Raw genomic sequence first — 23,415 nt, 5'->3', positions numbered from 1 at the left:
CGACCGAGGGGCCGGGGCGGCTACCCCGGCCCCTCGTTGGTTTTCGAAAGGACGGATAAGTTCGATGTCGCCGACGTATCCCGCCCATTTCGTCCGGGCCTCGGCCGCTTTCTTCCTCGCGATCGGGCTCTCGGCCTGCAGCAACAACCTCGAATACACCCCGCCCGTCCCGTATACGGCGAACACCCTCGCCCGGGAATTCCTCTCCAGCTACGGCGAATTGAAGCCGAAGAAGGGGGGCGAGCCGGCCCGCTCGCCGAAGCGTAAGACTCGGCCGGAGGCCGCGTCCAAGGAAGCCGCCAAGGGCGAAGCCCAGACCAAGCAAGCGGAGAGTGACACCCTCGATGACCTGATCGCGGATACCCTGCGAAAGGCGGCCGAGATCCCCGGGACCTCCCGCTCCGCGGCCTGCAAGATAGTCGTCGAGATCGTCACCAAAGCCCCCTCGGTCTCCTCTGCTGACAAGACGATCATCGCGGAGAAGCTCGGCTCTGTCGTGGATTGAGCCAAGCGATCGGATGGTCGGGAACGCTCAGTGGCGGCCTCCAAACCCGGCCTTTCCTTGAAGGCCGGGTTGCCCCATGTCGCGAAATGGGTGGCGTTCAATCCTGGCAGCGGGGGATGGAGCGGTCCGAAGGGGCGATGGACCGGATCTTCTGGCACCAGGCGAAGCGACTCGGCGCACGCTATCCTACGAAACTCGCCGGCGCGCATGGCGAAGCACTCGCGGCGTGCCGACGGATTCGCGTAAAGGGCGATGTCGACGATCAAGAGGGGCGTGCAAGCCATGTTGAAGAAGCGATCTGTCGCAAATACCATGATGGCCGTGACCGTCGTGCTCACCCTGCCTGCGCTCGCGCCCGCGGGAGAGCCGAAGCCGTTCCCGGGCGTCGAGAGCCGTTGGAACGGGTTTGTCCGCCACGATTTCGAGTTGGAAGGGACCAAGGTCATCGTCGTGGAACCGATGCAGCCGCTACCCGGCCGCCCTTGGGCCTGGCGAGGGGAATTCTTTGACGCCTTCCCCAATGCCGACATCGAGCTGGTGAAACGCGGGTGGCACCTGGCCTACATCGGTGTACCCGACCTCTTCGGTTCCCCGAAGGCCGTCGCCCAATGGGAAAAGCTCCATGACGCGATGGTGCATGAACATCAACTCAACCCGAAGCCTGGTCTGATCGGCCTGAGCCGAGGCGCCCTCTACTGCATGGCCTGGGCCGCGGCCCACCCGGACAAGACGCTGGCCGTTTACCTCGATAATGGCGTCTGCGACTTCAAGAGCTGGCCCGGTGGTTCGCCCAAGGGGCTCGGCAAGGGGAAGGGGTCGCCCGAAGATTGGACCAAGCTCCTCGGCGCCCTTGGCTTCGCGAACGACCAGCAAGCGATCGAGTCAAAACTCAGCCCCGTCGACCGACTCGAGCCGCTGGCAGCCGCGAAGATTCCTGTTTTGCTCGTCTATGGCGACAAGGATCACGTCGTCCCGCACGGCGAGAATTCGGAAGTCCTCTTCGATCGCTATAAGGCCCTGGGCGGTCCCGTCGAGCGGATCGTCAAGCCTGGGCTGGATCACCACCCGCACGGCCTGCCCGACCCGACGCCGATCGTGGCATTCTTCGACAAGGTACGCCTGGCGAGTCAAACAACGGAGACGCATCCAGCCTCGGACGAGGCGAACGGATTCCGGGCCGGGGCGGCGGATGCGGACATCACGCCGCCACCAGGGCTCCCGATGTGGGGGTACGGGCCTCGGCATGACATGTTGTCGGAAGGGGCGCTCGACCCGCTGATGGCAAAGGCGGTGGTGATCGCGGCGGGCACGGATAAGGTCGCACTCGTCGGGATCGACCTGGGTCGAGGGCCGACGGAGGCGATGATGAAGGTCATCCGCCAGGAGATCGGGGAGAAGGCCGGGATCCACAACGTCCTGATCACCGGCAGCCATACCCATCACGGGCCGGTCCTCGAACTGACCGACGAGCCCGGGCTCGGGAAGGGGAAGTTCGACGCGGCCGTCGCCTATTCGCAGAAGTTGCCTCACCTCCTCGTCGACGTGATCCTGGCCGCCGACAAGACGCTGAGGCCGGCCAAGATCGGGGTCGCCACCGAATCGGTCACGCTCAACCGGAACCGTCATACGAAGCGCGAGCCGAAGGCCACGGACCCGACGCTGGCCGTCCTCCGATTTGATGACGAGGCCGGGAAGCCGATCGCGGTCCTCGTCAATTTCGCCGCCCATCCCGTGATGACGGATGTCAAAATTCTCAAGTACTCGGCCGACTATCCCGCCTTCCTCAAGAACAAGGTCGAGGCCGAGCTCGCGACCAAATGCGTGTTCATGCAAGGGGCGGCCGGCGACATGAGCACGAACGCCGGCCAAGGGCCGGGCGGCCCCAAGGGGTTCGGCGAGACCCTTGCCGACCACGTGGTCGCGCTCGCCCGGTCGATCAAGACCGAGGCTCCAGAGCACCCTTCGATCAAGGGGATGGTCGACACGTTCCACTTCAAGACGCGCGTCGACCTCGGCGATCCCAGGGTCGTCGCTGCCTATGAAAAGGCGTTCTTTCCCGAGATCAGCCGCAACTTCTCCAAGCTCTTCGCCAAAGGGCTCGACGCCGAGCTCGACACGGTGCTGATCAACGGCGAGATCGCGCTGGTTGGGGCCTCGGGCGAGTTCTTCTGCAACCACGCCAACCGCCTCAGGGCCCGCTCCTACGTCAAGCACACCCTGTTCTTCGGGTACTGCAACGGCCACGGCATGTACTTCCCCACCATCGAAGCCGCCTCCGAAGGCGGCTACGGCGCCGACCCCGGCGTCTCCTTCGCCGAGGTCGGCGCGGGGGAGCGGATGATGGATAAGGCTTTGCTCAACATTTATTCCCTTCAGGGGAAGCTCGCCAAGTGACTTCGACCCGGCCCACGCTCCGCAGCTGTGGGGCAGGGCCCGAAGTTGATAACGATTGAGTGGCATTTCGCCAATACAAGCCCCGAGGCGCAAGCGAGTGAATCTCTTCTAAAGAAATCGAGGAAGATTCACTCGCTTGCGCTTCGGGCTCGTAAAGAATCTTTAAGGGGAAGTCACGGTCCCACTGCTGATCCGCCCCGGTCACCCCGTGTTCTTCAACCCGGAGGCGATGCCGTTGATGCTCTCGAGGACCCCGGTGAGGAGCTCCTCACGGGGCTCTTCGCCGCAACGGAGGCGCTTGAGCATGACGAGTTGGATGAAGCTCAAGGGGTCGACGTAAGGGTTGCGGCGGTCGATCGAGTGCCGGAGGATCGGCGAACGTTCGAGCAGCTCGGTCTGCTCGGTGACCTTGCAAACGAGGTCCACCGTCCGTCGATACTCGGCGGCGATCTGGTCGAAGACCCGAGTCGCCAGGTCCTGGTCATCGACCAGGTCGGCGTAGAGCCGAGCGATCGTCATGTCGGCCTTGGCCAGGATCATCTGGGCGTTGTCGATCAGGGTACTCCAGAACGGCCAACGTTGGTACATCTCCCGGAGACGTTCGAGGCCCTCGGGATCGTGCGCGAGATACTCGTCGAGCGCACTGCCGAGACCGAACCATCCCGGGAGGGTGTGCCGGCTCTGCATCCAACTGAAGACCCAGGGGATCGCCCGGAGCTGGTCGATGCTCGCGGCGCCCCCTCGGCGTGCGGGCCTCGAGCCGATCTTGAGCTGGGAGATCTCCTCGATGCACGTCGCCTGCTCGAAGTAGGCGAGGAATTCGGGCATGTCGTAGACGAGCGTCCGGTAGTGGCGGCACGCGGCGTCGGCGAGGGTGTCGAGGATCGGGAACCAGCCGGGGTCGGGGGAGTCGGCGTCGTCGGGGAAGCTGGTCCGCAGGACGGCGTTGAGGACCTGCTCGAGATGACGTTCGGCGATGGCCGGATGGCCGTAGCGGTCGGCGATCACCTCGCCTTGCTCGGTGATCCGGAGCCGGCCGTTGACGGTCCCCCGGGGCTGGGCGAGGATCGCGTTGTTGGCCGGCCCTCCGCCGCGCCCGACCGCCCCCCCTCGGCCGTGGAACATCTGCATCCGGATCCCGGCGCGATGGCCCAGTTCGGTCAGCTCCGACTGGGCCCGGTAGAGGGCCCAGGCCGACTGGAGGAAGCCACTCTCCTTGTTGCTGTCGGAGTAGCCGATCATGACCTCCTGGAGCTCGCCTCGGAGCTGGAGGTGCCGTCGGTAGATCGGGAGGTCGAAGAGACACTCCATGATCGCCGGGCCTTCGCGGAGCGGGATGAGGGCCTCGAAGAGCGGGACGATGTCGAGCCGGCTGATCCCTTCCTCGGGCCGGAACAGGCCGGCCTCGCGTGCCAGCACCAGGACCTCGAGGAGGTGCGCCGCCTCGGTGGTCGAGCTGATGATGTAGGTGCTCAGGGCCTCGGGGCAACGCCGTTCGAGGATCGTCGCCATCGTCCGGAAGGTCTCGAGGACTTCCGTCGTCTCCGGCGAGAAGGTCATCCCCTTCGGGACGATCCGGCGCGAGAGCTGGAGCTCGCTCGCGAGGAAGTCGAACCGCTTGTCGGGAAGGAGGTCGAGATACCCCCGGCAGACGCCCGCCTCGCGGAGGATCTCGTCGAGCGCCTGGCCGTGTCGATTGCTATGCTGGCGGAGGTCGAGCTTGAGTAAGTGGACGCCGAAGACCTCGACGAGGCGGATCAGGTCGTGGATCGCCCCGTCCGCGGCGGCCTTGGCGCCGGCCTGCTTCAGGTCGTCGACGATCGTCCTGAGGTCGTCGATCAAAGCCTGGCGCACCAGGTACACGCCGGGCGGTGCGACCGGATCGTCCTCCGCCCCCTCGGGCGAGACGCTACGTAGATATTCGAGCGTGCGTCGAAGCTTGGCGGCGATCATCCGGCACTTGAGCCGATACGACTCGCGTTCGGGGCCGATCGGGACCTCGGGTAGGAGGTCGGCATCGCGTTCCAAGGACTCGCGGAAGGCCGCGCCGTGCTCGACGAAGTGATCGGAGTGGCTGAGGCGCCGCCAGAGGTCGTCGACCTTCGCGAGGTAGATGTTGAGGATGGTCTCCTGCTGAAGCCGGATCGCCTCGGCCGTGACGTCGTGGGTGACTTTCGGATGGCCGTCCCGGTCGCCGCCGATCCAGGATCCGAACCGCAGGAACGAGGGGACGTCCCACGAATGTTCGGGATAGACCTTCGCCAGGGCATCCTCGATCGTGCGATAGACCTTCGGGACGACGTCGAGCAGTCGCCCTTCGACCAGGCCGAGCTCTTGGCGAACCTCGTCGATCACGGTGGGCCGGGTGGCGCGGATGGTCTCCGAAAGCCAGTACGTTTCGATTTCCTCGGCGATCTCGGTGATGGCCCTGGCGTGCTCCTTCGGCGTGACGACGCCGTACTCCATCCGGTCGAGGAGCCGGGCGATGGCGGCGAGCTTCTCGAGGATCGTCCGGCGCCGGGCCTCGCTCGGGTGCGCGGTGAAAACCGGGCAGACGAGGGCCTGTTGAAGATGTTCGGCGACCTGATCGGCGGCGATCCCTCGGTCGCGGAGTTGGCGGAGCGCCGCCTCGGGCGTCTCGGCCGAGGCCGACGCCCTGCCCTCGATCGCCCCTCGGCGGAGCGCCCGGACTCGCGCCTGCTGCTCGGCCAGGTTGATCAGGTCGAAATAGATGCTGAAGGCCCGAATCATAGTCCGGAGGTCGGGCAGCTCGAGCGCCCCCAGGCGATCGCGGAGCCGGCGAGCTTCTTCCACCGATGGATCGGAGCGCAACCCCTTGGCCAGGGCGCGGAGCTCCTCCTCGAGCTGGAACGATTCCTCCCCCGCGAGGCGCCGGATCGCCTGGCCGAGCAGGTCGCCGAGGAGATGGATGTCGGCGCTGAGGACTTCCTGGACGGTCGCTTGCATACCTTTGGATGTTCCCTGCGTGACGAGGACTAGGCGTGCCGGTCGATCCGAAGTGGGTCACGGCGGGAGAGTTCACTCAGCATACCGAATGCCCTTCGCCATTCAAACTCGCGGAAAAGAAAAGACAACGGCCGACGGCCAAGCCCCATCGAGCCCGCCCGTCGACCGTTTTTCATCGGCAGAACCAAATCCCTTCACGACATCAATCCACGACGCCCTGTATCCGACCGGAGACGTCTCGGCTCCGCCGTCGCAGCGTCAGCGGAGGGGACGCCCGGTCAGCGCCTCGCCGTTGGTGTCGAGGATCTGGAAGTGGTGGATGCTCGGCGTCTTCGGATCCCTCGAGGTCCAGACGAGCTGTTTCGCGGGCGTCACCTCGAACAGCTTGATCTCGTCCCCCTTCGCATGTTGGGCGGTGATGACGGTGTTCCCGTTCGGGAGGCGCTGGACGCCGCAGGCGTCGTTGAACGGCCGGCCGGGGAGGTCGTCGTTGGTGACCTGCCAGACCGTCCGCCCCTTCGGGTCGACCTCGATCACGAGGTCCCCGAGCGTGCAACCGATCAGGGTGTTTCCGTCGTCGAGGCGAATGGCCGTGAAGGGCATATTCGGGGTCGCGACCTCCCAGACGATTTTGCCCTCCGGCGTGTACTCGCGAACGACCCTGTCGAGGAGCTGCGGGACGAGGTAATTGCCGTTCGCGAGCTTGCGCGTCATCCGGGTCTGGAGGTGGTGGTCCCGCGTCTGGGCCTTCAAGGCGACCTCGACCACGACCCGGCCTTCCCGATCGACCTCGAGCAGCCGGGGCTTGTCGCCGGCCTCCGTCAGCAAGAATCGATCGGGTCCCACCGACTGGACGGTGTTGACCTCGGATTGGGTCCCCTTGTACTCGAAAAGGACGCGGTCCTCCGGCGAGATTTCGACGACTCCGCCGCCGGGAAATTTCGGACTCTTGTTGACGGCCAGGATCACGTTTCCGTTCGGAAGGACCCAGCCGTCGCGCGAGGCGTAAGGGAAGCGCCTGGTGATCTTACCTTCGCCGTCGCGAATGTAGGACTCTCCGCCCGTGGCCAGGAACCGGTGGGTGATCGCGGCCGAGGGGGCTTCCGCCCAGGCCGGGCCGTCGACTCCAAAGGTGACGAACGCCCCGGCCAGGATCATTCTCGAAACTGTTTGCATCGGACTGGCTCTCCCTTCGCTGTCGTCGAGATCTGGGAACCCGGGGCCGGCCCTTGGAGGAAGGGCGTTTCGCAGGCCCCGAGAGGGGCTCCAAGTTACCTCGCACGCGTCGTGGAAGAAACGCGGGGCCGTCGTTCCCTTCGCGAAGTCCAAGTTGGCGCGATCCGTCGAAATGCTTCGGGATCGTGGGAAGGAGTGGGCGAGTCGCGACGGCGACGATAGGCTCTTAAGCTCTGTTTCGAGACCCGGTTTTTTCTTCAAAACCGGGTTTCTGAGGGCGCCCACGACGACAACCCACGAGGGGTTTCGACGACGACCGCGTCAGAAACCCGGTTTTGAAGAAAAGACCGGGTTTCGGGACAGGTTCTTGGCTCGGATCCGCCGCGGACCTTCGGCCCTTGGCCGCGGGGGATCAGGCAGGATCATCGAGGTTGTCTACACCCAGGCCCGGAGTCCTCCGGTATGAGCGATTCGTTCGAAGTCCTTTCGCGAGTCCTTGGGGTCGCCTTCGGCTTCCCCATCGTCGCCTTCGCGTTGGGGTGGTCGCTCGTCGGGCGAATGGCCTGGCTCGACCGCACCGAGAGGTTCGCGAGCGCCTGGGGCGTGGGGTTCGCCCTCATGGGCACCAGCCAGTTCGTGGCGTTCGTGCTGCATGTGAATTCAGCGACGTTCAATCGATGGGCCCTGGGGGCGGCGCTGCTCGTCGCGATCGGACTTCAATTCCTCTCGAAGCCGGTCTCACCCCCTGAGTCGGACGGCCCCCCGCCCGTCGGGGTCTGGCTGCTCGGGCTCGCCCACCTGGCGGCCATCCAGTGGATCCTCCCGATCTACATCGGCGGCGGGTGGGCGAACGACTGGTGGATGCACTACGAAGAGGCCCTGGTCTTCCTCGGGAAGCTGCCGATCACGACCAAGTGGGTCGAGCTCTACGACATGGCCTCGAGGACGCCCCTCTACAACCTCGTCACGGCCAGCGTGATGTCGCAGGCGGGCGACGGCTACTGGGTCTACCAGCTCGCCTCGGTCCTGACGAACGGCGTGTTCGTGCTCCCGGCCTCGCTCGTCCTGCGCGAACTCTGGGGGCCTCGGGCCGCGCGACTGGGCTTGCTCCTGATCCCGATGAACCTCTGGCTCCTTCACGAAGCCTGGTTCACCTGGAGCAAGATGCTCACGGCCTACTACGTCTTCCTCGGGCTCCACTTCTACCTTCGCTGGCTGAAGGCGAGTGCCGAGGAGGGGGAGACGCCGGCGCCCCGATACTTCCTGGCGTTCTGGGTGGCCTCGCTCCTCGGCTTCATGACCCACCAGGTCGGTGGGGTCTACATGGCCCCCCTGCTCTTGCACGCGGCGATCGCGGGCCTTCGCGACCGTCGGCGACGACCGGGCCTCGTCGACCTCGTCATTCTCGGGGTCGTGGCGCTGATCCTCGTCGGTCCCTGGCACGCCTGGCTCGCGTATGCCTTCGGCGTGTCGGAGACCGCCCAGAGCAACCCGACGGCGACCATGTACGCGAATTATTCGCTCGACCGGCCATCCCAGCTCCTCAACGCTTACGGCCACAACATGCTGACCACGGTCGTCCCCGACCGGATCCTCGGGATGTTCGCCCACGGCCCGTTATCGGCGGGAAGCCTTTATATTTTCATCACCGGCTTCTACTTCTGCCAGCTCCCCGGCCTGCTCACGATTTCGCTGATGCTCTCGCTACTGATCGGGCGATGGCGAGGCTCGCTTTCCGTGCGTGAGGACAGGGCGATCGAGCCCTCGCAACGGCGCGCGGTCATCCTGTTCGCGTCGCTGGGGGCCATGGTCGCCTCGGTGTTGCAGCCCGGGATGACGTATTACGGCATCGCCCACTCGGCGCTGGTGCCGTCCGCGGTGATCCTCGCCTCGTGGGGATGGGGCACGCTCAGCCGGTTCGACAGGCGATCGGCCACCCTGGCGTGCATGGGAATCGCCGCCGAGTTCCTGTTGGTGTTTTGGTCCTTCGTCGCATGGACGTACTACTACGTGAACACCGGCCGCGTCTCGGACGACCTCAACTGGCTCTTGAAGCAGAAATATCACATGGTCCTGCTTCACGACGCGCCGAGGCATTCCCTGCCGATCGCGATCGTCGTTTGCCTCATCATCCAGGCCAGGTTCGTTGTGCTCCTGCTAGGCTGGGCGCGATCGGCCGGGCGACCCGCGTCGAAGCTCCCCAACGCGAAGTGAAATCGGTGGGGCGTCCACCCGACGAAGGTCGGATTTGTAGGGTGGGCATCGCCCACCGAGAGTTGCACAATCGATATTGCGCAAAGAAATTTGTGGGCAATGCCCACCCTACAAATGTGGTGATGTCGGGGTCGACCGTGCTCAGGAGAGCGTCCAGCCCTTGCGATACTCGAGGTGGATGAATGCCTCGGCCTCGGGGGCGTTGGGGGCGTACATCTTGGCGGCGTCCCACTCGATCGGCTTGCCGACGCGGTAGGCGACGTTCCCGAGGTGATTGGCCTCGGTCAACCAGCCGGCGTACTCGAAGTTGCAGGTGGTGGGCGCGCCGGTCTTGGCGGCGTGGATCCACTCGGCGTGATGGCCGAGCGACTTGGGAATTGTCGGGTCGGGCCGCTTGTAGTCGCGGAACGTCGCCTCGGGGAGGAGCACGTGCTTGTCGTAGCCGGACAGCAGCATCCCCTTGGTCCCGACGAAGAGCACGCCGCTGTCCCACTTCGGGATCGCGCCGGCGGTCCAGGGCTCGGGCTTTTCTTCGCCCTGGTACCAGTTCAGGCGGACGGCGGGCATGTCGCCTCGAGGTTCGTAGTCGTACGCCACGCGCATCGAGGCGGGGGCGATTTCCGGGTGGGGGGGCGGCCCGGCCGCCGCGACGGCCCGGGGTGCCTGGAGCCCGAGGGCCCAGAACGGGAGGTCGATCCAGTGGCTCCCGAGGTCGCTCATGGTGCCGTTGCCGAAGTCCCACCAGCGGTACCACTTCGGCCCGGGGAAATAGACCTTGTTGAAGGGCCGGGCCGGCATGGGGCCGACCCAGAGGTCCCAGTCGAGGCCGGCGGGGACGGGCGACTCGTCGCTCGGCCGTTCTTCGACGTAAACCAGGTCATGGTTCCGTTCGGACGCGGCCTTCGACTGCCGGCCCCAGGCCCGGCCGACCCAGACGTGGGCTTCGCTGACCGGGCCGATGGCGTTCGCCCGGATCAGTTCGACGACCCGTCGGTAATTCTCGCCGGCGTGGATCTGGGTGCCCATCTGGGTCGCGACTTTGGCCTTCGCGGCGGCGAGCCGGATCTTGCGGGCCTCGTCGATCGTGTGCGTGAGGGGCTTCTCGCAGTAGACGTGCTTGCCCAGTTGGAGGGCCGGGAGGGTGGCGAAGGCGTGCGTGTGCTCGGTCGTGCTCACGACGACGGCGTCGAACTCGTTGGCGTGGTCGTAGAGCTTCCGGAAATCGCGGACACGCCGCGCCTTCGGATGGAGCGAGGAGGCCCGGTCGATCGCCGGCTCGAAGACGTCGCAGAGGGCCACGATGTTCTCGGAGGAGACGTTCTCCAGGTTCGACGCCCCGCGTCCCCCCACACCGATCACGGCGATGTTGAGCTTCTCGTTGAGCCCTCGCCCCCGGACGATCGCCGGCGCGGCGAAGGCCCCGACGGCCGTCCCCGCGATGGCCTTGGTAAACTGTCGGCGCGTCGGCCGTCCCGCTGCGGAAAGGTCGCTGGGGTTCATGCATCAGGCTCCGGGGCTTGTCGCCCTTTGGCGGGCGATCGACTTCGAGAGCATCCTCCCACCCGAACGACCCTCATGATCCGCCGGGGGTCGGGCGGCCGCAAGGCCCCTCTCCTTGTCGAACCCGGCCGGCTCTGCGAGGCTTATCGATAAGATCGGCGACGGCCGATCCTTTCGCTCGTACGTCGAGACGATCCCCAGCCATCAACACGAGACGAGGTCATCCCCATGACGTCCCGACCCACGCTGACCGCGGCCCTCCTGGCGTCCCTCGCGCTCCTCGGGGGAGCGAAGGCCATCGAGGCCTGCACCGGCATACGCATCACCACCCGCGACGGCGCGGTCATCTATGGGAGGACCCTGGAGTTCGGCATCCCCCTGGATTCGAAGATCGTCGTGATTCCCCGGGGAAAGCCCTACGTCGGGACCGCCCCGGGTGGCCGAGCCGGCGTGCGATGGTCAACGACCCTCGGGTTCGTCGGAGCGAACGTCAAGGACTATGAGGGGGTCGTGGACGGGATCAACGAGAAAGGCCTCGTCGTGGGTGCCTTCTACCACCCCGGCTTCGCGGAGTACGCCGAGATCGCCGCCGAGGAGGCAGGCCGGGCGCTCGCCCCCTGGGAACTCCCGACCTGGCTCCTCAGCCAATTCGCCACGGTCGCCGAAGCCAAGAAGGCGCTGGCCACGATCAAGGTCGGCGCCTCCCGGTTCGCGGACCTGAACCTGGTCCCCCCGCTGCACTACATCCTCCACGACCCCTCCGGCGCGTGCCTCGTCGTCGAGTACACCGACGGGGCGATGAAGCTCTACGACAATCCTCTCGGGGTCATCACCAACTCACCGACCTTCGACTGGCACCTCATCAACCTGCGCAACTATCTCAACCTGTCCGCGACCAACGTCCCCGAGGTCGACCTCGGAGGCCTCAAGCTGGACCAGCTCGGCCAGGGGTCGGGCCTGCTCGGACTTCCCGGCGACTTCACCCCGCCCTCGCGTTTCGTCCGGGCCGCCGTCCTGAGCCAATCCGCCAAGCCCGTGGCGACGGCCAAGGACGGCATCAACCTCGCCTCGCACATCCTCGACTCCTTCGACATCTTCCCCGGCATCGTCCGCGAGAAGGGGGCCGCGGGAGACGCCCTGGATCTCACGCAGTGGACGTCCTTCGCCGACCTCAAGAACAAATGCTACTACGTCCGCACCTATGAGAATCAGCGGATCCGCAAGGTCGACCTCGCGAAGCTCCGCTTCGACGGGAATGAGGTCCTGTGGATACCCATGAACGAGGGCGAAGTGTATGAGGACTTGACGGAGCGTGCCAAGGCGAAGTGACCGGAGAGGTTCCGATCCGAATCGAGCTAGGATCCGCCGCCGATAGGGCAAAAGACTTTTTAGCCGCGGATGAAACACGGATAAGAGGAAGAAAGAGGGCGATCAACAGATGACACAGATTGACACAGATGATTAATTCGAATAATTTTAAGAAAATTATCGAATTTCCAATCCGTGTCAATCTGCGTCATCTGTTGACAAATTCTCTGATCCCTTGGAATATCCGTGGCGGATCCTAGCCCGATGTTGGGTTGTTGTCATTCGATGCGTCGCCCCAGGCCTCGGCGAGCAGGGATTGCAGGACGTCGGGGTCGACCGGCTTGACGAGGTGGAGGTCGAAGCCGGCCTCCTTCGACTTGCGCCGGTCTTCGTCCTGGCCCCAGCCGGTGAGGGCGACGAGGAGGGGTTCGGGATTCGTCTTCTCGTCGCGGGACCGGATGCGTCGGGCGACTTCGTAGCCGTCCATGCCGGGCATGCCGATGTCCAGCAGGATGATCTCGGGCTGGAAATCCTCGGCCAGAGACAGGGCCGCCTGGCCGGCGTAGGCGACGCGGACATCCTGCTTCAGCAGGCGGGAAAGGACCCGACCGAGGCTGTTGGCCGCGTCGACGTTGTCGTCGACGACGAGGATCCGCCGGCACTTCACACCGTTCGCGGCCTCGGGGGCCACAGGGGCGGCGGCCGGCGGCTCGGGGGACGTCTCCGCGGCGGCGAGGATGGGCAGGCGGACGATGAACTCGCTGCCCATTCCCAACCCCTCGCTCCTGGCCTCGATCCGCCCCCCGTGCATCTCCACGAGCATCTTCACCAGGCTCAGGCCGATCCCCAAACCTCCCTGGGCGTGGCCCAGGTGCCGGCCGGCCTGGACGAACATCTGGAAGACTTCCGGGAGCATCTCGGGCTCGATGCCGACGCCCGAATCCTGGATTCGGATGACCGCCTCGCCCTCGCCGAGTTCGGCCCGGAGCTGGATCTTCCCCCCCGCCTCGGTGTATTTCACGGCGTTGGTGAGGAGGTTCCAGAGCACCTGTTCGAGGCGGGTCGGGTCGGCCTCGAGTCGGATCGGCTCTTCGTGGAGGGAGACGGTCAGCTCGTGCCCCTTCTCGGTGACCAGTGAGCGCGTCGCTTCGACGGCCTGGCGGACGATCGGGGCCAGGAGGAGCGACTCTTTGCGGAGCTCGATCTTGCCTCGGGTGATCCGGGAGACGTCGAGCAGGTCGTCGACGAGTCGGGCGAGGTGGCGGACCTGTCGCTCGGCGATCACACGCTCGGCCTCGATGCCGAGGCCGTCCCCTTCCGGCTGTCGCATCAGGTGCAAGGCGTTGCGGATCGGGGCGAGGGGGTTGCGCAGCTCGTGGGCGAGCATCGCGAGGAACTCGTCCTTCTTCCGGTCGGCCTCCGCCAACTCCTCCATCCGCCGATGGAGCTCATCCTCGAGCTGCTTCCGCTCGGTGATGTCCTGGTTGACGCCAATCATGCGGACGGGCCGCCCCTCGTCGTCGCAGATGACTTTCGCGTCGGCGGTCATCCAGCGAATCTCGCCGTCGGGGCGCACGGCCCGGAATTCGGTCTTCAGCACCGAGCGGTCCGCGACGGCCCGGCGAGACTGGTCCTGGGCTTGTTCGCGATCCTCGGGATGGACAAGTTGGGCCCAATCCTCGAACCGGCCGCCGAAGCCCCCGACTGGCAGGCCGAAGAGCGTCTCCTGCGAAGCGGACCACTCCAGTCGCCCGGTCCGGAGGTCCCAGTCGAACGTCCCGATTCGCCCGGTCTCCTGCGCGAGCTCGAGTCGGCGTTCGCTCAGGACGAGCGCCTCGGTCGCCCGCTTCTGGTCCTCCACGTCGGTACACGTCCCGTGCCAGCCGACGACTTGCCCCCCTTCGTCGCGGAGGGGGAGGGCCCTGGTCAAGAACCAACGATACTGCCCGTCCTTGCCGCGGAGGCGCTGCTCGCCCTGGTAGGACTGGCCGGACTCGGTCGCCCGGACCCAGGTTGCCAGCGTCGCCTCGAGGTCGTCCGGGTGGACGGCCGACGTCCAGCCTTGGCCCCGGGCCTGCTCCAAGGTCATCCCGGTGTAGTCGAGCCAGCGGGGGTTGCCGTAGGCCAGCCGGCCGTCGGGCCGGCTCGACCAGACCAGTTGGGGCAGGACCTCCGCCAGGAGTCGGTAGCGTTCCTCGCCCTCCCGCAAGGCTTGTTCGGAGCGCACGCGATCGTCGATGTCGGTCGCGGTGCCGAACCGCCTGGTCAAATGGCCGGACTCGTCGTAGACGGGGACCGACCGCGCGATGTGCCAGCGATAGGCGCCATGGCGATCCCGGAGCCGGACCTCGACGTGGAAGTGCTCACCCTCGACGACCGCCCGGTTCCTGAGGGCGTAGACCTGCTCCATATCCTCGGGATGGACGACGCGCCGCCAGCCTTCAAACAGGAGCGATTGCTCGGCCGAGAGCCCGGTGTACTCATACCAACGGCCGTTGAAGTACTCGACCTCGCCATTCGGCCCGGCCGTCCAGACCATCTGGGGCATGGTGTCGGCGAGCTGCCGGAGTCGCTCCTGGCTCTCCCGCAAGGAACGCTCGGACTTCCGCCGCTCTTCGACGTCCCGGAAGACGAGGACGACTCCCTTGATCCCTCCGTCAAGGTCTCGGATCGGGGCGGCGCTGTCGTCGATCGCCCGCTCGGACTGATCCTTGCCGACGAGGATCGTGTGATTCGCCAGCCCGACGACCACCCCATCCCTCATCACCTTGTGGGCCGGGTTGTCGACGACCTCCCTCGTCTCTTCGTTGACGATCTGGAAGACCTCGACGAGGGGACGGCCGCGAGCCTCGGAGGCCTCCCAACCGGTCAATGACTCGGCCACCGGGTTCATGAACCCGATCGTGCCGACGGCGTCGGTAGCGATCACGGCGTCGCCGATGCTGCTCAGGATGACCCGGAATCGTTCCTCCCCCTCGCGGATCGCACGCTCGCGCCGGAGCTCCTCGGTCACCTCGACGACCGTCAAGAGTCCGCCGAGCGTCTCCCCTCCCTCGGGCCGGTCGACACGACGGAGGCTCCAGTCGAAATAGGCGGTGGCACCGTCGCGATGGCGCATCTCCGACGCCCATCCGCGCACGGAGAACGTCTCCCCCGTCTCGATGACGCGCCGGAAGTGGGACGCGACGTCGGGGACCTGCTCGGCCGGGATGGCCTCGGAGAGGATCTCGACGACCGGCTTGCCGGCGACCTGCTCGGGCGTGTGTCCGGTCAGCGCGGCCGCGTAGGTGTTGGCCCGGACGTAGCGGAGCTCGGTGTCGAAGAAGACGATGCCCAATGGTGCCTGCTCGAAGAGGTTGGCGAGCGTGGCCGACTGCTCCTCGGCGAGGGCCCGCAGCCGGCTCTGCTCGGCCAGGGCGCGCTCCGTCTCGTGCTCGGCCCGCTCGCGCTCGGCGACCTCGCGCTCGAGCTGCCGCTGCTTCTCGAGCGCGTCGCGGATCCCATCCACCGCCTTCGCCTGGGCGTTGCGGTGGGACTCGGCCATGAGCACGATGATCAGCCCCGTGGTCAGGTACAGGGCCAGGTCGAGGATGTCGTCCGCCTGGAGGCCGAGCACCGAGCCGCCGGGCGCGACGAAGAGCACCGTCGCGGTCACGACGCCGAGCGCGAGGGCCACCAGCCCGGGCCCCAGGCCGCCGAACCAGGCGGCGATGGCCAGCGCGACGGCATAGGTCACATACGGGACGTTCACGCCCAGGAGTGACGGGAGCCACCAACGCAAGAAGGTCACGAGGGCGATGATCGCGACCGCACCGAGATATCTCGGAACGGGATGGGTCGTCCGGGCCATGCGCCGCCTTTCCGCTACACCGCACCGGGAGCGAAGGACACGACATTGTCCCGGAGAAATCTCCCGGTCCGGCGCCTCTACCCGGGGATCATTCTACACGCGCAAGTCCCAATCGGGGAGTTAGGCCTCCGAAGTCGCCCGAACAGAGTTGGTGGACTGATCTCATGCATTGTCCGACTCGACCCTCCAAAACCGGGATGGATCAAGGAGCGAAATCGGTGGAGGACGCTGCTCGAGGGTGCCACGGGTTCCGTCTTCGGACCCCGTGAGGATTAGACCCGGCCGGCGATATCGGGCTTGAGCAGAGGGCTCGTCGGAGGCGAACCTTCACGGTTCATGCCAGGATCCTCTCTCGGCCGAAAAGCAAGCCATCAACCCGAGTCTAATCCACACGGGGTCCGAAGACGGAACCCGTGGCACCCAGAGTATCATCGATCGTCGTACCCAAGCCCCGTCACAGCTCCGAACGGGGTACTCGGGAGGAGCCGGCTTCAGCCAACAGGCCCGAGACGCAAGCGGATCAGGAGGTCGTTCAGGGCAGGTCGACCCGAAGGGCTTTCGGGGAGCGTGCTCGCCTGGTAGGCAGCCTCGAGCTCGGCACGGAGCCGCTCGAACTCGCCACGATGGAACGCCAGGTCGTCACGAGTCAACGTCGAGGCCTCCGGCCCCGACCGCTTGAGGGCGAGCAGGTCGGCCACGTGCGACAACCGAACATCGTCGTTCAACCGCTCGAGGTTCGCCTCGACGACTCCCGAGCGCATCAGGTGCAGGCCGGTCAGCAAGACCCGGTAGACATACAGCAGGGGCTTGGCCCGGAGGGGCGTTTCCCCCTCGATGAGCCGCCACTGGGCCGCGGCAAAGCCGAGATAGTGGTGCGCGTGGTGCTTCGTCACGCACGACCGGCCGATCACCTTCAACTCCTCGTGCTCGGGCGTCGTGTGGACGACCAAGGGGGACTCGAGTTGCTCGAGTACCGAGCCGTCCTTCTTCAGGAGGAGGCCGAAGAACTTGGCGGCGTCGTGGGTGACGAGGTCGACCTCGAGCCCATCTTCGATCGTCGAGCTCGAGACCGTCTCCCTGCCCGGCTCCAATCCGACGACCTCGCGGACCGGCAGGACATGAACCCCGCGAAGGTCGTAGTCGGAGTCGGGCGAGGGGAACCCGTAGAGGTGGGCCCCGCTGATCGTGGCGAAGATCAACGGGTACGGGTGCTCGTTCGCTTTCCGGCGGAGCGTATCCTCGGTTGTCGTCATGATCGTCCCCCCTCCCCTGACAGCAGGTCCCTGACGCGGTCGAGCTCGGCCTGAATATTTCGGAGCGCGGCGACGGCCCGGTCGGGATCGACCACGCAACCGTCCAGGCTGCCGAAGTGTTCCTCGAGGCAATTCAAAAGCAGCGACTTGAGGCGTGCCTCGTCGGGGATCGGCCGGAGGGTACTCTCGAGGTAGACCCGCTCGAGCTGCGCCTCCTTGTCCGCGAACCACTGCCTCAACCGTTCCTCACTCCACTCGCCGCGCCGGATCGCCTTCAAGGTTTCGTTGTTCCGCTGGAGGTCGATATCCCCCTCCACCAGGATCTGCTCGGCCTCGCCGACCAGGCGGACGACGTGGTACGCGAACTTCGTGTCGTAGCCGTGCCGCTCCACCAGCTCGGCCCGACGGCCGCTCGGCTGCTTGTTCGAGAGCTTGTGCAACTGCGAATAGGCATAGCCCTTGAACTTGGGCCACGCCCCCCGATGGAGGAACAGGCGACGGTTCTCGCGGACGAGGTTCCCGACCTTCGTGCTGTGCAGGACACAGGTCACCGGCGTGAACAACGAATCAATGACGTTCGGGTTGTTCTCCATCGCCAGCCGGAAGAACTTGACGATCCCGAAGATCGTCACGTCATAGGTACGTCCTTTCCCCCCGAGCGCATCGCGGTCGGCGATGTGGTGCTCCTGGAACTGCTCGAATCGGGGCTTCGCCGTGCCGAAGCCGAGGACCTCGCCGCGCAGGTGCGGGAAGACATCATCCTTCCTCGGGACCGCCCAGCCGTAGACGTCCATGTCGCTCGAGTCGGAAGAGACCCCATACGCGACCGACCCCATGATCGTCTCGTACTGGACGTTCCCCGGGAGCCAGGCCGGAGGCCTGACCAACCCCCGGTCCGTCAAGCGTTGCAGCGTGCTCATCCCTCTCTCCCAACCCGCCCGCAGCGAACGACTCCCACGGCGGCGGATGCCGAGAAACGGGCGAGGTGTTGTCGCCGCGCCCGACCGAATCCCATCACGACTCTCGGAGAACAGAGGGGCCCCGCCCTTCAATGGTTCGGAGCGCGGCCTTCGGCTCGATTGTGACTCCGACGGCCGTAGCGAGCTTACCCACCAACGTCGGGCCGGTGAGATTGAACGACTCGCGTCCGAAGCCGTGGAAGCGACACTCCAAGTCGAATCCGACGGAAATAACTCCTATGCGGCGTGGGCCCATTCGGCAATGCCGGACGGCTTCGGATCTGTCATTGCGGTCTTCCGCCAGCATTGCCAGGTTACGGCGTGTCCAATGACCATAAATGCCCTCGTCGACCGAGCAAAACGGCTCCGGCCGTCGCAGTCCGAGGATCCGACGCCAGCTCGCTTCCGCCTCAGTAAGTTCACCTCGCTTGGCGAGGATGAGAAGGTTCTGGGGCAGCTTAAGCCGCTGGCTTGGTCGGAAGCCGAACGCGGAGACCGCGACCGCTACGACGGCTCGGAGGTCATCCAGTTTGTCCGGAATTCGGGGCCTCATAAGATCGGTGAGAGGATTGGAGCGCAGAGTGCGCTGGCTGGAGCTGGAGTCAGACCTCTCAACCCTAAGCACATCGCCGTCTACCAGTCCGCCGAGATCCCCCTCGCCCCTGGTGACGTCATCCGAATCACCGCTGGCGGCAAGTCCAAAGACGGCCACCGCCTCGACAACGGTGCTGTTTATACCGTGGCAGGGTTCCGCGAGGACAAGCGCAGAGACGGACAGACCAGCACAGATATTATCCTTTCCAACAAGTGGATCCTCGACGGATCGCAGCCGCTGCACGTAGCCCACGCCTACACGACCACCTCGCACGCGAGCCAGGGCAAGACCGTCGACCAGGTGCTGATCGCGATGGGCGGCGAGTCCAGGCGGGCGATCAACGCCGAGCAGTTCTACGTCTCAGTGTCGCGGGGTAAGGACTCGGCCCGCATCTTCACGAGCATGGCCCCTGCCGTGCTGCGGGAGGCGATCCAGAAGACCGACCCCCGCATGACGGCTACCGAGCTGGTTGGGCCCGCACGGCCCAAGCCAAAGAAGAAGAGCAAGGTCAACTCGCTGATCAAGCGGGTCCGTGACACGTACCGCCAGCTCCGCGAGAAGGCGGAGCAATTCCTGAGAGAACCAACCCGAAGCAAGGAAATGAGTTATGAGCGATGAGAATGCCCACCTGAGAGAGTTCACCGAGCGTTTCGGGGCCAACGGCCAGAAGCCTGAGGACGACGGCGTCCCCGAAACCGAGTTCGGAGGCGGATACGAGGCGGCCGGGATCGTGGGCCAAGGCAAGGCCCTGCTCCGCCTGCACATCATCCGCGAGCCGGGCCCGCGGGTCACGATGCAGTATGTGGGGATCGATTCCCACAGCGAATACTCGCCCGGTCGGTTCGTCGTCCAATTCGTCGGGACGAAGGTCTGGCGGGTGACGGTCACAGGTCGTAATCTGTGGAGGGTATACGACGCGATCACGAGGCACGCCCTGGTCTGGATTCAGCAGGCGATGCCAGGGCGGGATTTCGAGCAGGAGAAGGGCAAGGCTGTGATCACGGGGATCAGCGTGGAAGAGGTGGGGGAGGAGTAGAGAAACTCGTAGCTTTTACAAACTTGGGCCTGGACAAATTCCTGTGAGGGCACTGTGCCGGAATATATCGTCCGACTGTTTTCGCCCTCCAAAATTCGATTAGGGGAGAAACCCTATATCGATGAAAACGAAGGGAAAACAGTGTTTCTTGATTTTCCATTTGGCCAAATCGCGATATTTGACGCATGGACCGAAATGGAACCAGGGCTTCACGTATGTAACGGGCTGGTGCTTCAGGTAAGAATTGTGGAAGCTAATATTGATTCAGCGATAAGAGCAGCCGGGAACCTTGCGAACTATGCACTCAGCTTGCTGAGTTGCGTAGCAATGGCCTCTGCCGCAACAGCCTTACCTATAATGGCGTATGACGTCAGCGAGAATATCCAGGATCGAGACTTTAGGTATTGTTTCTACGAGACCGGCGGACCACAAGCGTCTAGAGCCTTGAAAGACCAAAATCTAATACATGTTCTCGAAAAAAACTATAATTCGTTTTTGGTACGCACTGACATTAAAGACGACTTCAAAGAACGGGTTCAGCGAGCTTTGGTGTCGTTTCGGCGAGGGCTTGCGGACAATGAAGACGTTCTCAATGAGTTTTTGACTGCATGGTCGACGATGGAAGGTTTGGATTGCGTTTACACCAAACTCCTTCCATCAAGCACTGTTCGAAATTTCAAGGAGGGGATGAAAGACGTACTAGGGCGACTTGGTCGACCAACAGTCTTTGATCGACTTGAGCGGCTTCGAAATGAAATCGCACATGGCTCACTCAGCTTACAAACGGCGAGTAAGACTGCCGATGATCACATTCAGTTGATTCGGCAGGCCGTGATCATGATGATAATGCGTATCATCAAAGTCGACGACCATATTATAGAGCAGATCATTAGCCAAAATGCGTACAAGGGCAAAGCTCGTCACCATATTAGACTTATGGCGTCGATCACGTTTGTTCCGGCAGGAGTTCAAGACGTGGAGAATCAGCCTCAAGTCAAGGCGTGGCTGCAAGGTAAGACATTTGTAAGGCTTGAAAAATCTCTCGACTATCAGCCGGATGTGAGATTTCAGGCGGTCAACATACCAAAAATGACACTTTTGGGGGTGGAGATCTGGGATGACGCGGGAGCTCCGATTGTGATTAAAGATATCGCAGGAGAGATTGTCCGTGCGCCTGGCTCAAGCAATGAAAGCTGATTGTCAAATCTATACACGTTCGGGTAAAGTAGCGGGCCATCTGAGGATTCACGTGATAAGGAGAATGTACCTTGGCTACGATCCGGGCGGTGGCGGTGCCCACGGAGTTGCTGCGATCGATTGTCATCAGGCGCAGTGCGAGACGGTTCCTACCGCTGAGCACGCACTTAGATGGTTCAGTCAGTGTTGTCAGGGCTGCGAACCAATCGCTCTTGGAGTCGATACACTGACTCTTTGGAGCACCGGACCGGCTGGGTGGCGGCCAGCGGACCGAGCGCTCCGAGCCGCATATCCGACCGCAGCGGCCTCGGTGACTGCACCGAATTCACTCTACGGAGCCATGCCGATTAACGGAATGGTGGTTGCTCTTGCATTACGCCATAAATACACGAGACTGAAGATTACAGAAACCCATCCAAAGGTGCTATATTTCGCACTTACCCGGATCGGGTACGACTTCGTGAATCTGCGAGAGCAAATGGATCAAGCTCTTAGTAGCTGGCTTGCGTTGGGGATCTATAGCGTTGACTCTGAGCATGCCTGGGATGCTTTGATATCAGCGTTTGTAGCCCGAGAATGGGACGCTGGCCATTGGTTAAATGACCTTCATCAACTACCATGCGGCCATGACGAAAGATTGATTCTCCCGCAAGAACTTGGGGCGCATTACGCTTGGCCCGAAGCACTTCCATCCGTGCCAACGGCGGGAGAATTGAGACAAATCCCTACGGCGTCGGATCCAGGCAAAACTAGCACGCGGCGAGGCCGCGACCGCTGGAAGGTGGCAGTCGAACTACTTGAAAAGGCAGGTCACGACGACGTCGCCCAACAGGTTTCTGAATATCGGAATTCTCGCAATGAACGGGCTGGATGGGATGCATGGCTCAAGTCAAACTTCCCCTCGCTATGGAAATTGATCGAAGAGTCTGAATAAGTTGGACGAACAAATCGCCATTTGGGTATGCTACGTTCAGCTCGGAGTAGAAGCCTACTGAAACCTCATTCAGGTGTAGCATCGGCGTGGATTAGCGAGTCGCAAATCTAAGGTGGCGCGGTTGGGAGGTCGCCCGGGAATTCAGGAATGGTATACCCGCTATAGACTTTGTTTTTTGTGGGATTAAGCCGACAGATCAGAAAAAACTCGAGCGCAGGTCCCAAGAAGTAATATTCGTGTGGAATCGCGATCACGTCAGTCAGAATCCGGTCTAAAACCTTGTCATGATCCCAGACTCGATCATGAAAGCGGTTCATAGCGTGGCCGATGTACTCGAGGACTTCGCTACGGTCGAAGATGAGGTAAACGCCATAGCGGTAGTATGCACCGGTTTTTAGATGTTCGCGATATCGCTCATCGGTCCAACGACGATCGTTTAGATGCTCGATCCTCAATAGGGGGACGTGGGACGCCAAGTGACGTTGGAACTCTTCAAGATGCGGAGTAATGCGTTCCCAACGAATCTCTGTCATTAGATCGCCCTTTACCACCTAGCGTCGAATTTTAGCGGACAGTGTTTTCAAACAACCCTCGATTGCTTTTTGCAACAAATCGTTCGGGGAAGTGGGGCCCTCCACTGAGGAATACGGTCGCTGTTCACAGCACGTCAAAATCGACGGTCTTCGTACCGCGCTTTCCTGGGCGATCAACAACTTCGACTGTTTGGCTGACTCGATCCCCGATTTTGCAACGACCGATATCTCCCTGACGACCAATAGAAAAAACAGGAGCGCCAGGGCCGAACCAGTCAAGATCTGTCTCGATTGCGTGGTCCCGCCAGAAGGTACGTGCCTCCTCCTCGTTCTCGATACAGACTCCACAAAGGACATGCAGCGCAGTCTTGACGTCCCGCCTCGGCATTACCACTGCACTGACGATCACATACAGGAGGCTTCCCGATGACAATGGCCCTCGCCCGTTTGGTCGATCCGACCGCCACCCGCTGGTATCATTGCATCACCCGCTGCGTCCGACGTGCCTTTCTCCTGGGTGATCCCGAGCACGACCGCAAGGACCGGATCGACCAGCGGCTCAAAGAACTCGCGGAGATTTTCGCGGGCTCGGTCGCCACGTTCTCGGTCATGGATAACCACCTGCACGTCCTCGCCCCCCAAGCGCATCACTGTCGGTGATGTGATGCTTCTGGAACTGCCCGAACCGGGGCTTCGCCGTGCCGAACCCGAGGACTTCTCCGCGCAGGTGCGGGAAGACGTCGTCCTTCCTCGAGACCGCCCAGCCGTAGACGTCCATGTCGCTCGAGTCGGGAGAAACCCCATACGCGACCGACCCCATAATCGTCTCGTACTGAACGTATCCCGGGAGCCACGGCGGGGGTCGGACCAAATCCCGATCGGTCGAGCGTTGAATTGTGCTCATCCTCCTCCCCCTCCACAGGGCAAGGAGCCATCATCGCCCCCGCCAGACCGAAATCCCTCACGACTCTCGAGGAACAGAGCGGCTCCCTCC

15 protein-coding genes are annotated in these 23,415 nt (G+C 63.7%); 8 read left to right on the top strand and 7 right to left on the bottom strand.

Annotated features, from left to right (window positions below; all coding sequences use genetic code 11):
- The first annotated feature begins 64 nt into the window (after positions 1–64).
- Complete coding sequence (locus tag ACYOEI_RS19495; protein ID WP_462851226.1) at positions 65–505, top strand: hypothetical protein; 441 nt, start codon at positions 65–67, stop codon at positions 503–505.
- A gap of 252 nt (positions 506–757) precedes the next feature.
- Positions 758–2,899 (top strand): neutral/alkaline non-lysosomal ceramidase N-terminal domain-containing protein, encoded by a 2,142-nt coding sequence (locus ACYOEI_RS19490; protein WP_462851225.1) that lies wholly within the window; start codon positions 758–760, stop codon positions 2,897–2,899.
- Between the two features lie 201 nt (positions 2,900–3,100).
- Here ACYOEI_RS19490 and ppc read toward each other — a convergent pair whose 3' ends face one another.
- Both ppc and ACYOEI_RS19480 read right to left on the bottom strand, forming a co-directional pair.
- Positions 3,101–5,866 carry a phosphoenolpyruvate carboxylase gene (ppc, locus tag ACYOEI_RS19485; protein WP_462851224.1) on the bottom strand — a complete coding sequence of 922 codons (2,766 nt, stop codon included), beginning with the start codon at positions 5,864–5,866 and terminating at the stop codon, positions 3,101–3,103.
- Positions 5,867–6,124: 258 nt separating this feature from the next.
- Positions 6,125–7,042: a beta-propeller domain-containing protein gene (locus tag ACYOEI_RS19480; RefSeq protein ID WP_462851223.1), complete on the bottom strand. Its 918-nt coding sequence runs from the start codon at positions 7,040–7,042 to the stop codon at positions 6,125–6,127.
- Between the two features lie 462 nt (positions 7,043–7,504).
- Here ACYOEI_RS19480 and ACYOEI_RS19475 point away from each other — a divergent pair, with 462 nt between their 5' ends.
- Entirely contained in the window at positions 7,505–9,256 is a 1,752-nt protein-coding gene (locus tag ACYOEI_RS19475) for an ArnT family glycosyltransferase (protein WP_462851222.1), read from the top strand.
- Between the two features lie 141 nt (positions 9,257–9,397).
- Here ACYOEI_RS19475 and ACYOEI_RS19470 read toward each other — a convergent pair whose 3' ends face one another.
- Positions 9,398–10,756: a Gfo/Idh/MocA family protein gene (locus tag ACYOEI_RS19470; RefSeq protein ID WP_462851221.1), complete on the bottom strand. Its 1,359-nt coding sequence runs from the start codon at positions 10,754–10,756 to the stop codon at positions 9,398–9,400.
- Positions 10,757–10,984: 228 nt separating this feature from the next.
- On the opposite strand from ACYOEI_RS19470, the gene ACYOEI_RS19465 reads away from it, so the two are divergent.
- Positions 10,985–12,085, top strand: coding sequence for a linear amide C-N hydrolase (locus ACYOEI_RS19465; protein ID WP_462851220.1), 1,101 nt, complete (start codon positions 10,985–10,987; stop codon positions 12,083–12,085).
- 235 nt (positions 12,086–12,320) lie between these two features.
- On the opposite strand, the gene ACYOEI_RS19460 is transcribed toward ACYOEI_RS19465, so the two are convergent.
- The 3 genes from ACYOEI_RS19460 to ACYOEI_RS19450 form a co-directional block, all read right to left on the bottom strand.
- Positions 12,321–15,914 carry a PAS domain S-box protein gene (locus tag ACYOEI_RS19460; RefSeq protein WP_462851219.1) on the bottom strand — a complete coding sequence of 1,198 codons (3,594 nt, stop codon included), beginning with the start codon at positions 15,912–15,914 and terminating at the stop codon, positions 12,321–12,323.
- A gap of 491 nt (positions 15,915–16,405) precedes the next feature.
- A complete protein-coding gene (locus tag ACYOEI_RS19455) occupies positions 16,406–17,167 on the bottom strand; it encodes a nucleotidyltransferase domain-containing protein (protein ID WP_462851218.1) in 762 nt (253 codons plus the stop codon).
- Entirely contained in the window at positions 17,164–18,087 is a 924-nt protein-coding gene (locus tag ACYOEI_RS19450) for a nucleotidyltransferase domain-containing protein (RefSeq protein ID WP_462851217.1), read from the bottom strand. The genes ACYOEI_RS19455 and ACYOEI_RS19450 overlap by 4 nt, the downstream gene beginning before the upstream one ends.
- 367 nt (positions 18,088–18,454) lie before the next feature.
- Here ACYOEI_RS19450 and ACYOEI_RS19445 point away from each other — a divergent pair, with 367 nt between their 5' ends.
- The 4 genes from ACYOEI_RS19445 (at position 18,455) to ACYOEI_RS19430 (ending at position 23,081) form a co-directional block, all read left to right on the top strand.
- Positions 18,455–19,339 (top strand): hypothetical protein, encoded by an 885-nt coding sequence (locus tag ACYOEI_RS19445; RefSeq protein ID WP_462851216.1) that lies wholly within the window; start codon positions 18,455–18,457, stop codon positions 19,337–19,339.
- Positions 19,329–19,757, top strand: a complete 429-nt coding sequence (locus tag ACYOEI_RS19440; RefSeq protein WP_462851215.1) for a hypothetical protein — start codon at positions 19,329–19,331, stop codon at positions 19,755–19,757. The genes ACYOEI_RS19445 and ACYOEI_RS19440 overlap by 11 nt, the downstream gene beginning before the upstream one ends.
- A gap of 54 nt (positions 19,758–19,811) precedes the next feature.
- Entirely contained in the window at positions 19,812–20,954 is a 1,143-nt protein-coding gene (locus tag ACYOEI_RS19435; protein ID WP_462851214.1) for a hypothetical protein, read from the top strand.
- A gap of 1,893 nt (positions 20,955–22,847) precedes the next feature.
- A complete protein-coding gene (locus ACYOEI_RS19430; RefSeq protein WP_462851213.1) occupies positions 22,848–23,081 on the top strand; it encodes a transposase in 234 nt (77 codons plus the stop codon).
- On the opposite strand, the gene ACYOEI_RS19425 is transcribed toward ACYOEI_RS19430, so the two are convergent.
- Positions 23,029–23,325: a hypothetical protein gene (locus tag ACYOEI_RS19425; RefSeq protein WP_462851212.1), complete on the bottom strand. Its 297-nt coding sequence runs from the start codon at positions 23,323–23,325 to the stop codon at positions 23,029–23,031. The two genes, ACYOEI_RS19430 and ACYOEI_RS19425, sit on opposite strands and share 53 nt — an antisense overlap.
- Positions 23,326–23,415: the final 90 nt, after the last annotated feature.

It is taken from the genome of Singulisphaera rosea, from assembly GCF_054877945.1.
The sequence above is the reverse complement of the archived record's forward strand: the minus strand, read 5'-3'. Positions and strand labels throughout refer to the sequence as shown.

Excerpts from the sequence above, each read along its gene's own strand:
- ACYOEI_RS19455 (WP_462851218.1), bottom strand. The coding sequence starts at position 17,167 with ATGACGACAACCGAGGATACGCTCCGCCGGAAAGCGAACGAGCACCCG.
- ACYOEI_RS19480 (WP_462851223.1), bottom strand. The coding sequence starts at position 7,042 with ATGCAAACAGTTTCGAGAATGATCCTGGCCGGGGCGTTCGTCACCTTT.
- ACYOEI_RS19425 (WP_462851212.1), bottom strand. The coding sequence starts at position 23,325 with ATGAGCACAATTCAACGCTCGACCGATCGGGATTTGGTCCGACCCCCG.
- ACYOEI_RS19460 (WP_462851219.1), bottom strand. The coding sequence starts at position 15,914 with ATGGCCCGGACGACCCATCCCGTTCCGAGATATCTCGGTGCGGTCGCG.
- ACYOEI_RS19465 (WP_462851220.1), top strand. The coding sequence starts at position 10,985 with ATGACGTCCCGACCCACGCTGACCGCGGCCCTCCTGGCGTCCCTCGCG.
- ppc (WP_462851224.1), bottom strand. The coding sequence starts at position 5,866 with ATGCAAGCGACCGTCCAGGAAGTCCTCAGCGCCGACATCCATCTCCTC.
- ACYOEI_RS19470 (WP_462851221.1), bottom strand. The coding sequence starts at position 10,756 with ATGAACCCCAGCGACCTTTCCGCAGCGGGACGGCCGACGCGCCGACAG.
- ACYOEI_RS19495 (WP_462851226.1), top strand. The coding sequence starts at position 65 with ATGTCGCCGACGTATCCCGCCCATTTCGTCCGGGCCTCGGCCGCTTTC.
- ACYOEI_RS19430 (WP_462851213.1), top strand. The coding sequence starts at position 22,848 with ATGACAATGGCCCTCGCCCGTTTGGTCGATCCGACCGCCACCCGCTGG.
- ACYOEI_RS19490 (WP_462851225.1), top strand. The coding sequence starts at position 758 with ATGTCGACGATCAAGAGGGGCGTGCAAGCCATGTTGAAGAAGCGATCT.
- ACYOEI_RS19450 (WP_462851217.1), bottom strand. The coding sequence starts at position 18,087 with ATGAGCACGCTGCAACGCTTGACGGACCGGGGGTTGGTCAGGCCTCCG.
- ACYOEI_RS19445 (WP_462851216.1), top strand. The coding sequence starts at position 18,455 with ATGACCATAAATGCCCTCGTCGACCGAGCAAAACGGCTCCGGCCGTCG.
- ACYOEI_RS19440 (WP_462851215.1), top strand. The coding sequence starts at position 19,329 with ATGAGCGATGAGAATGCCCACCTGAGAGAGTTCACCGAGCGTTTCGGG.
- ACYOEI_RS19475 (WP_462851222.1), top strand. The coding sequence starts at position 7,505 with ATGAGCGATTCGTTCGAAGTCCTTTCGCGAGTCCTTGGGGTCGCCTTC.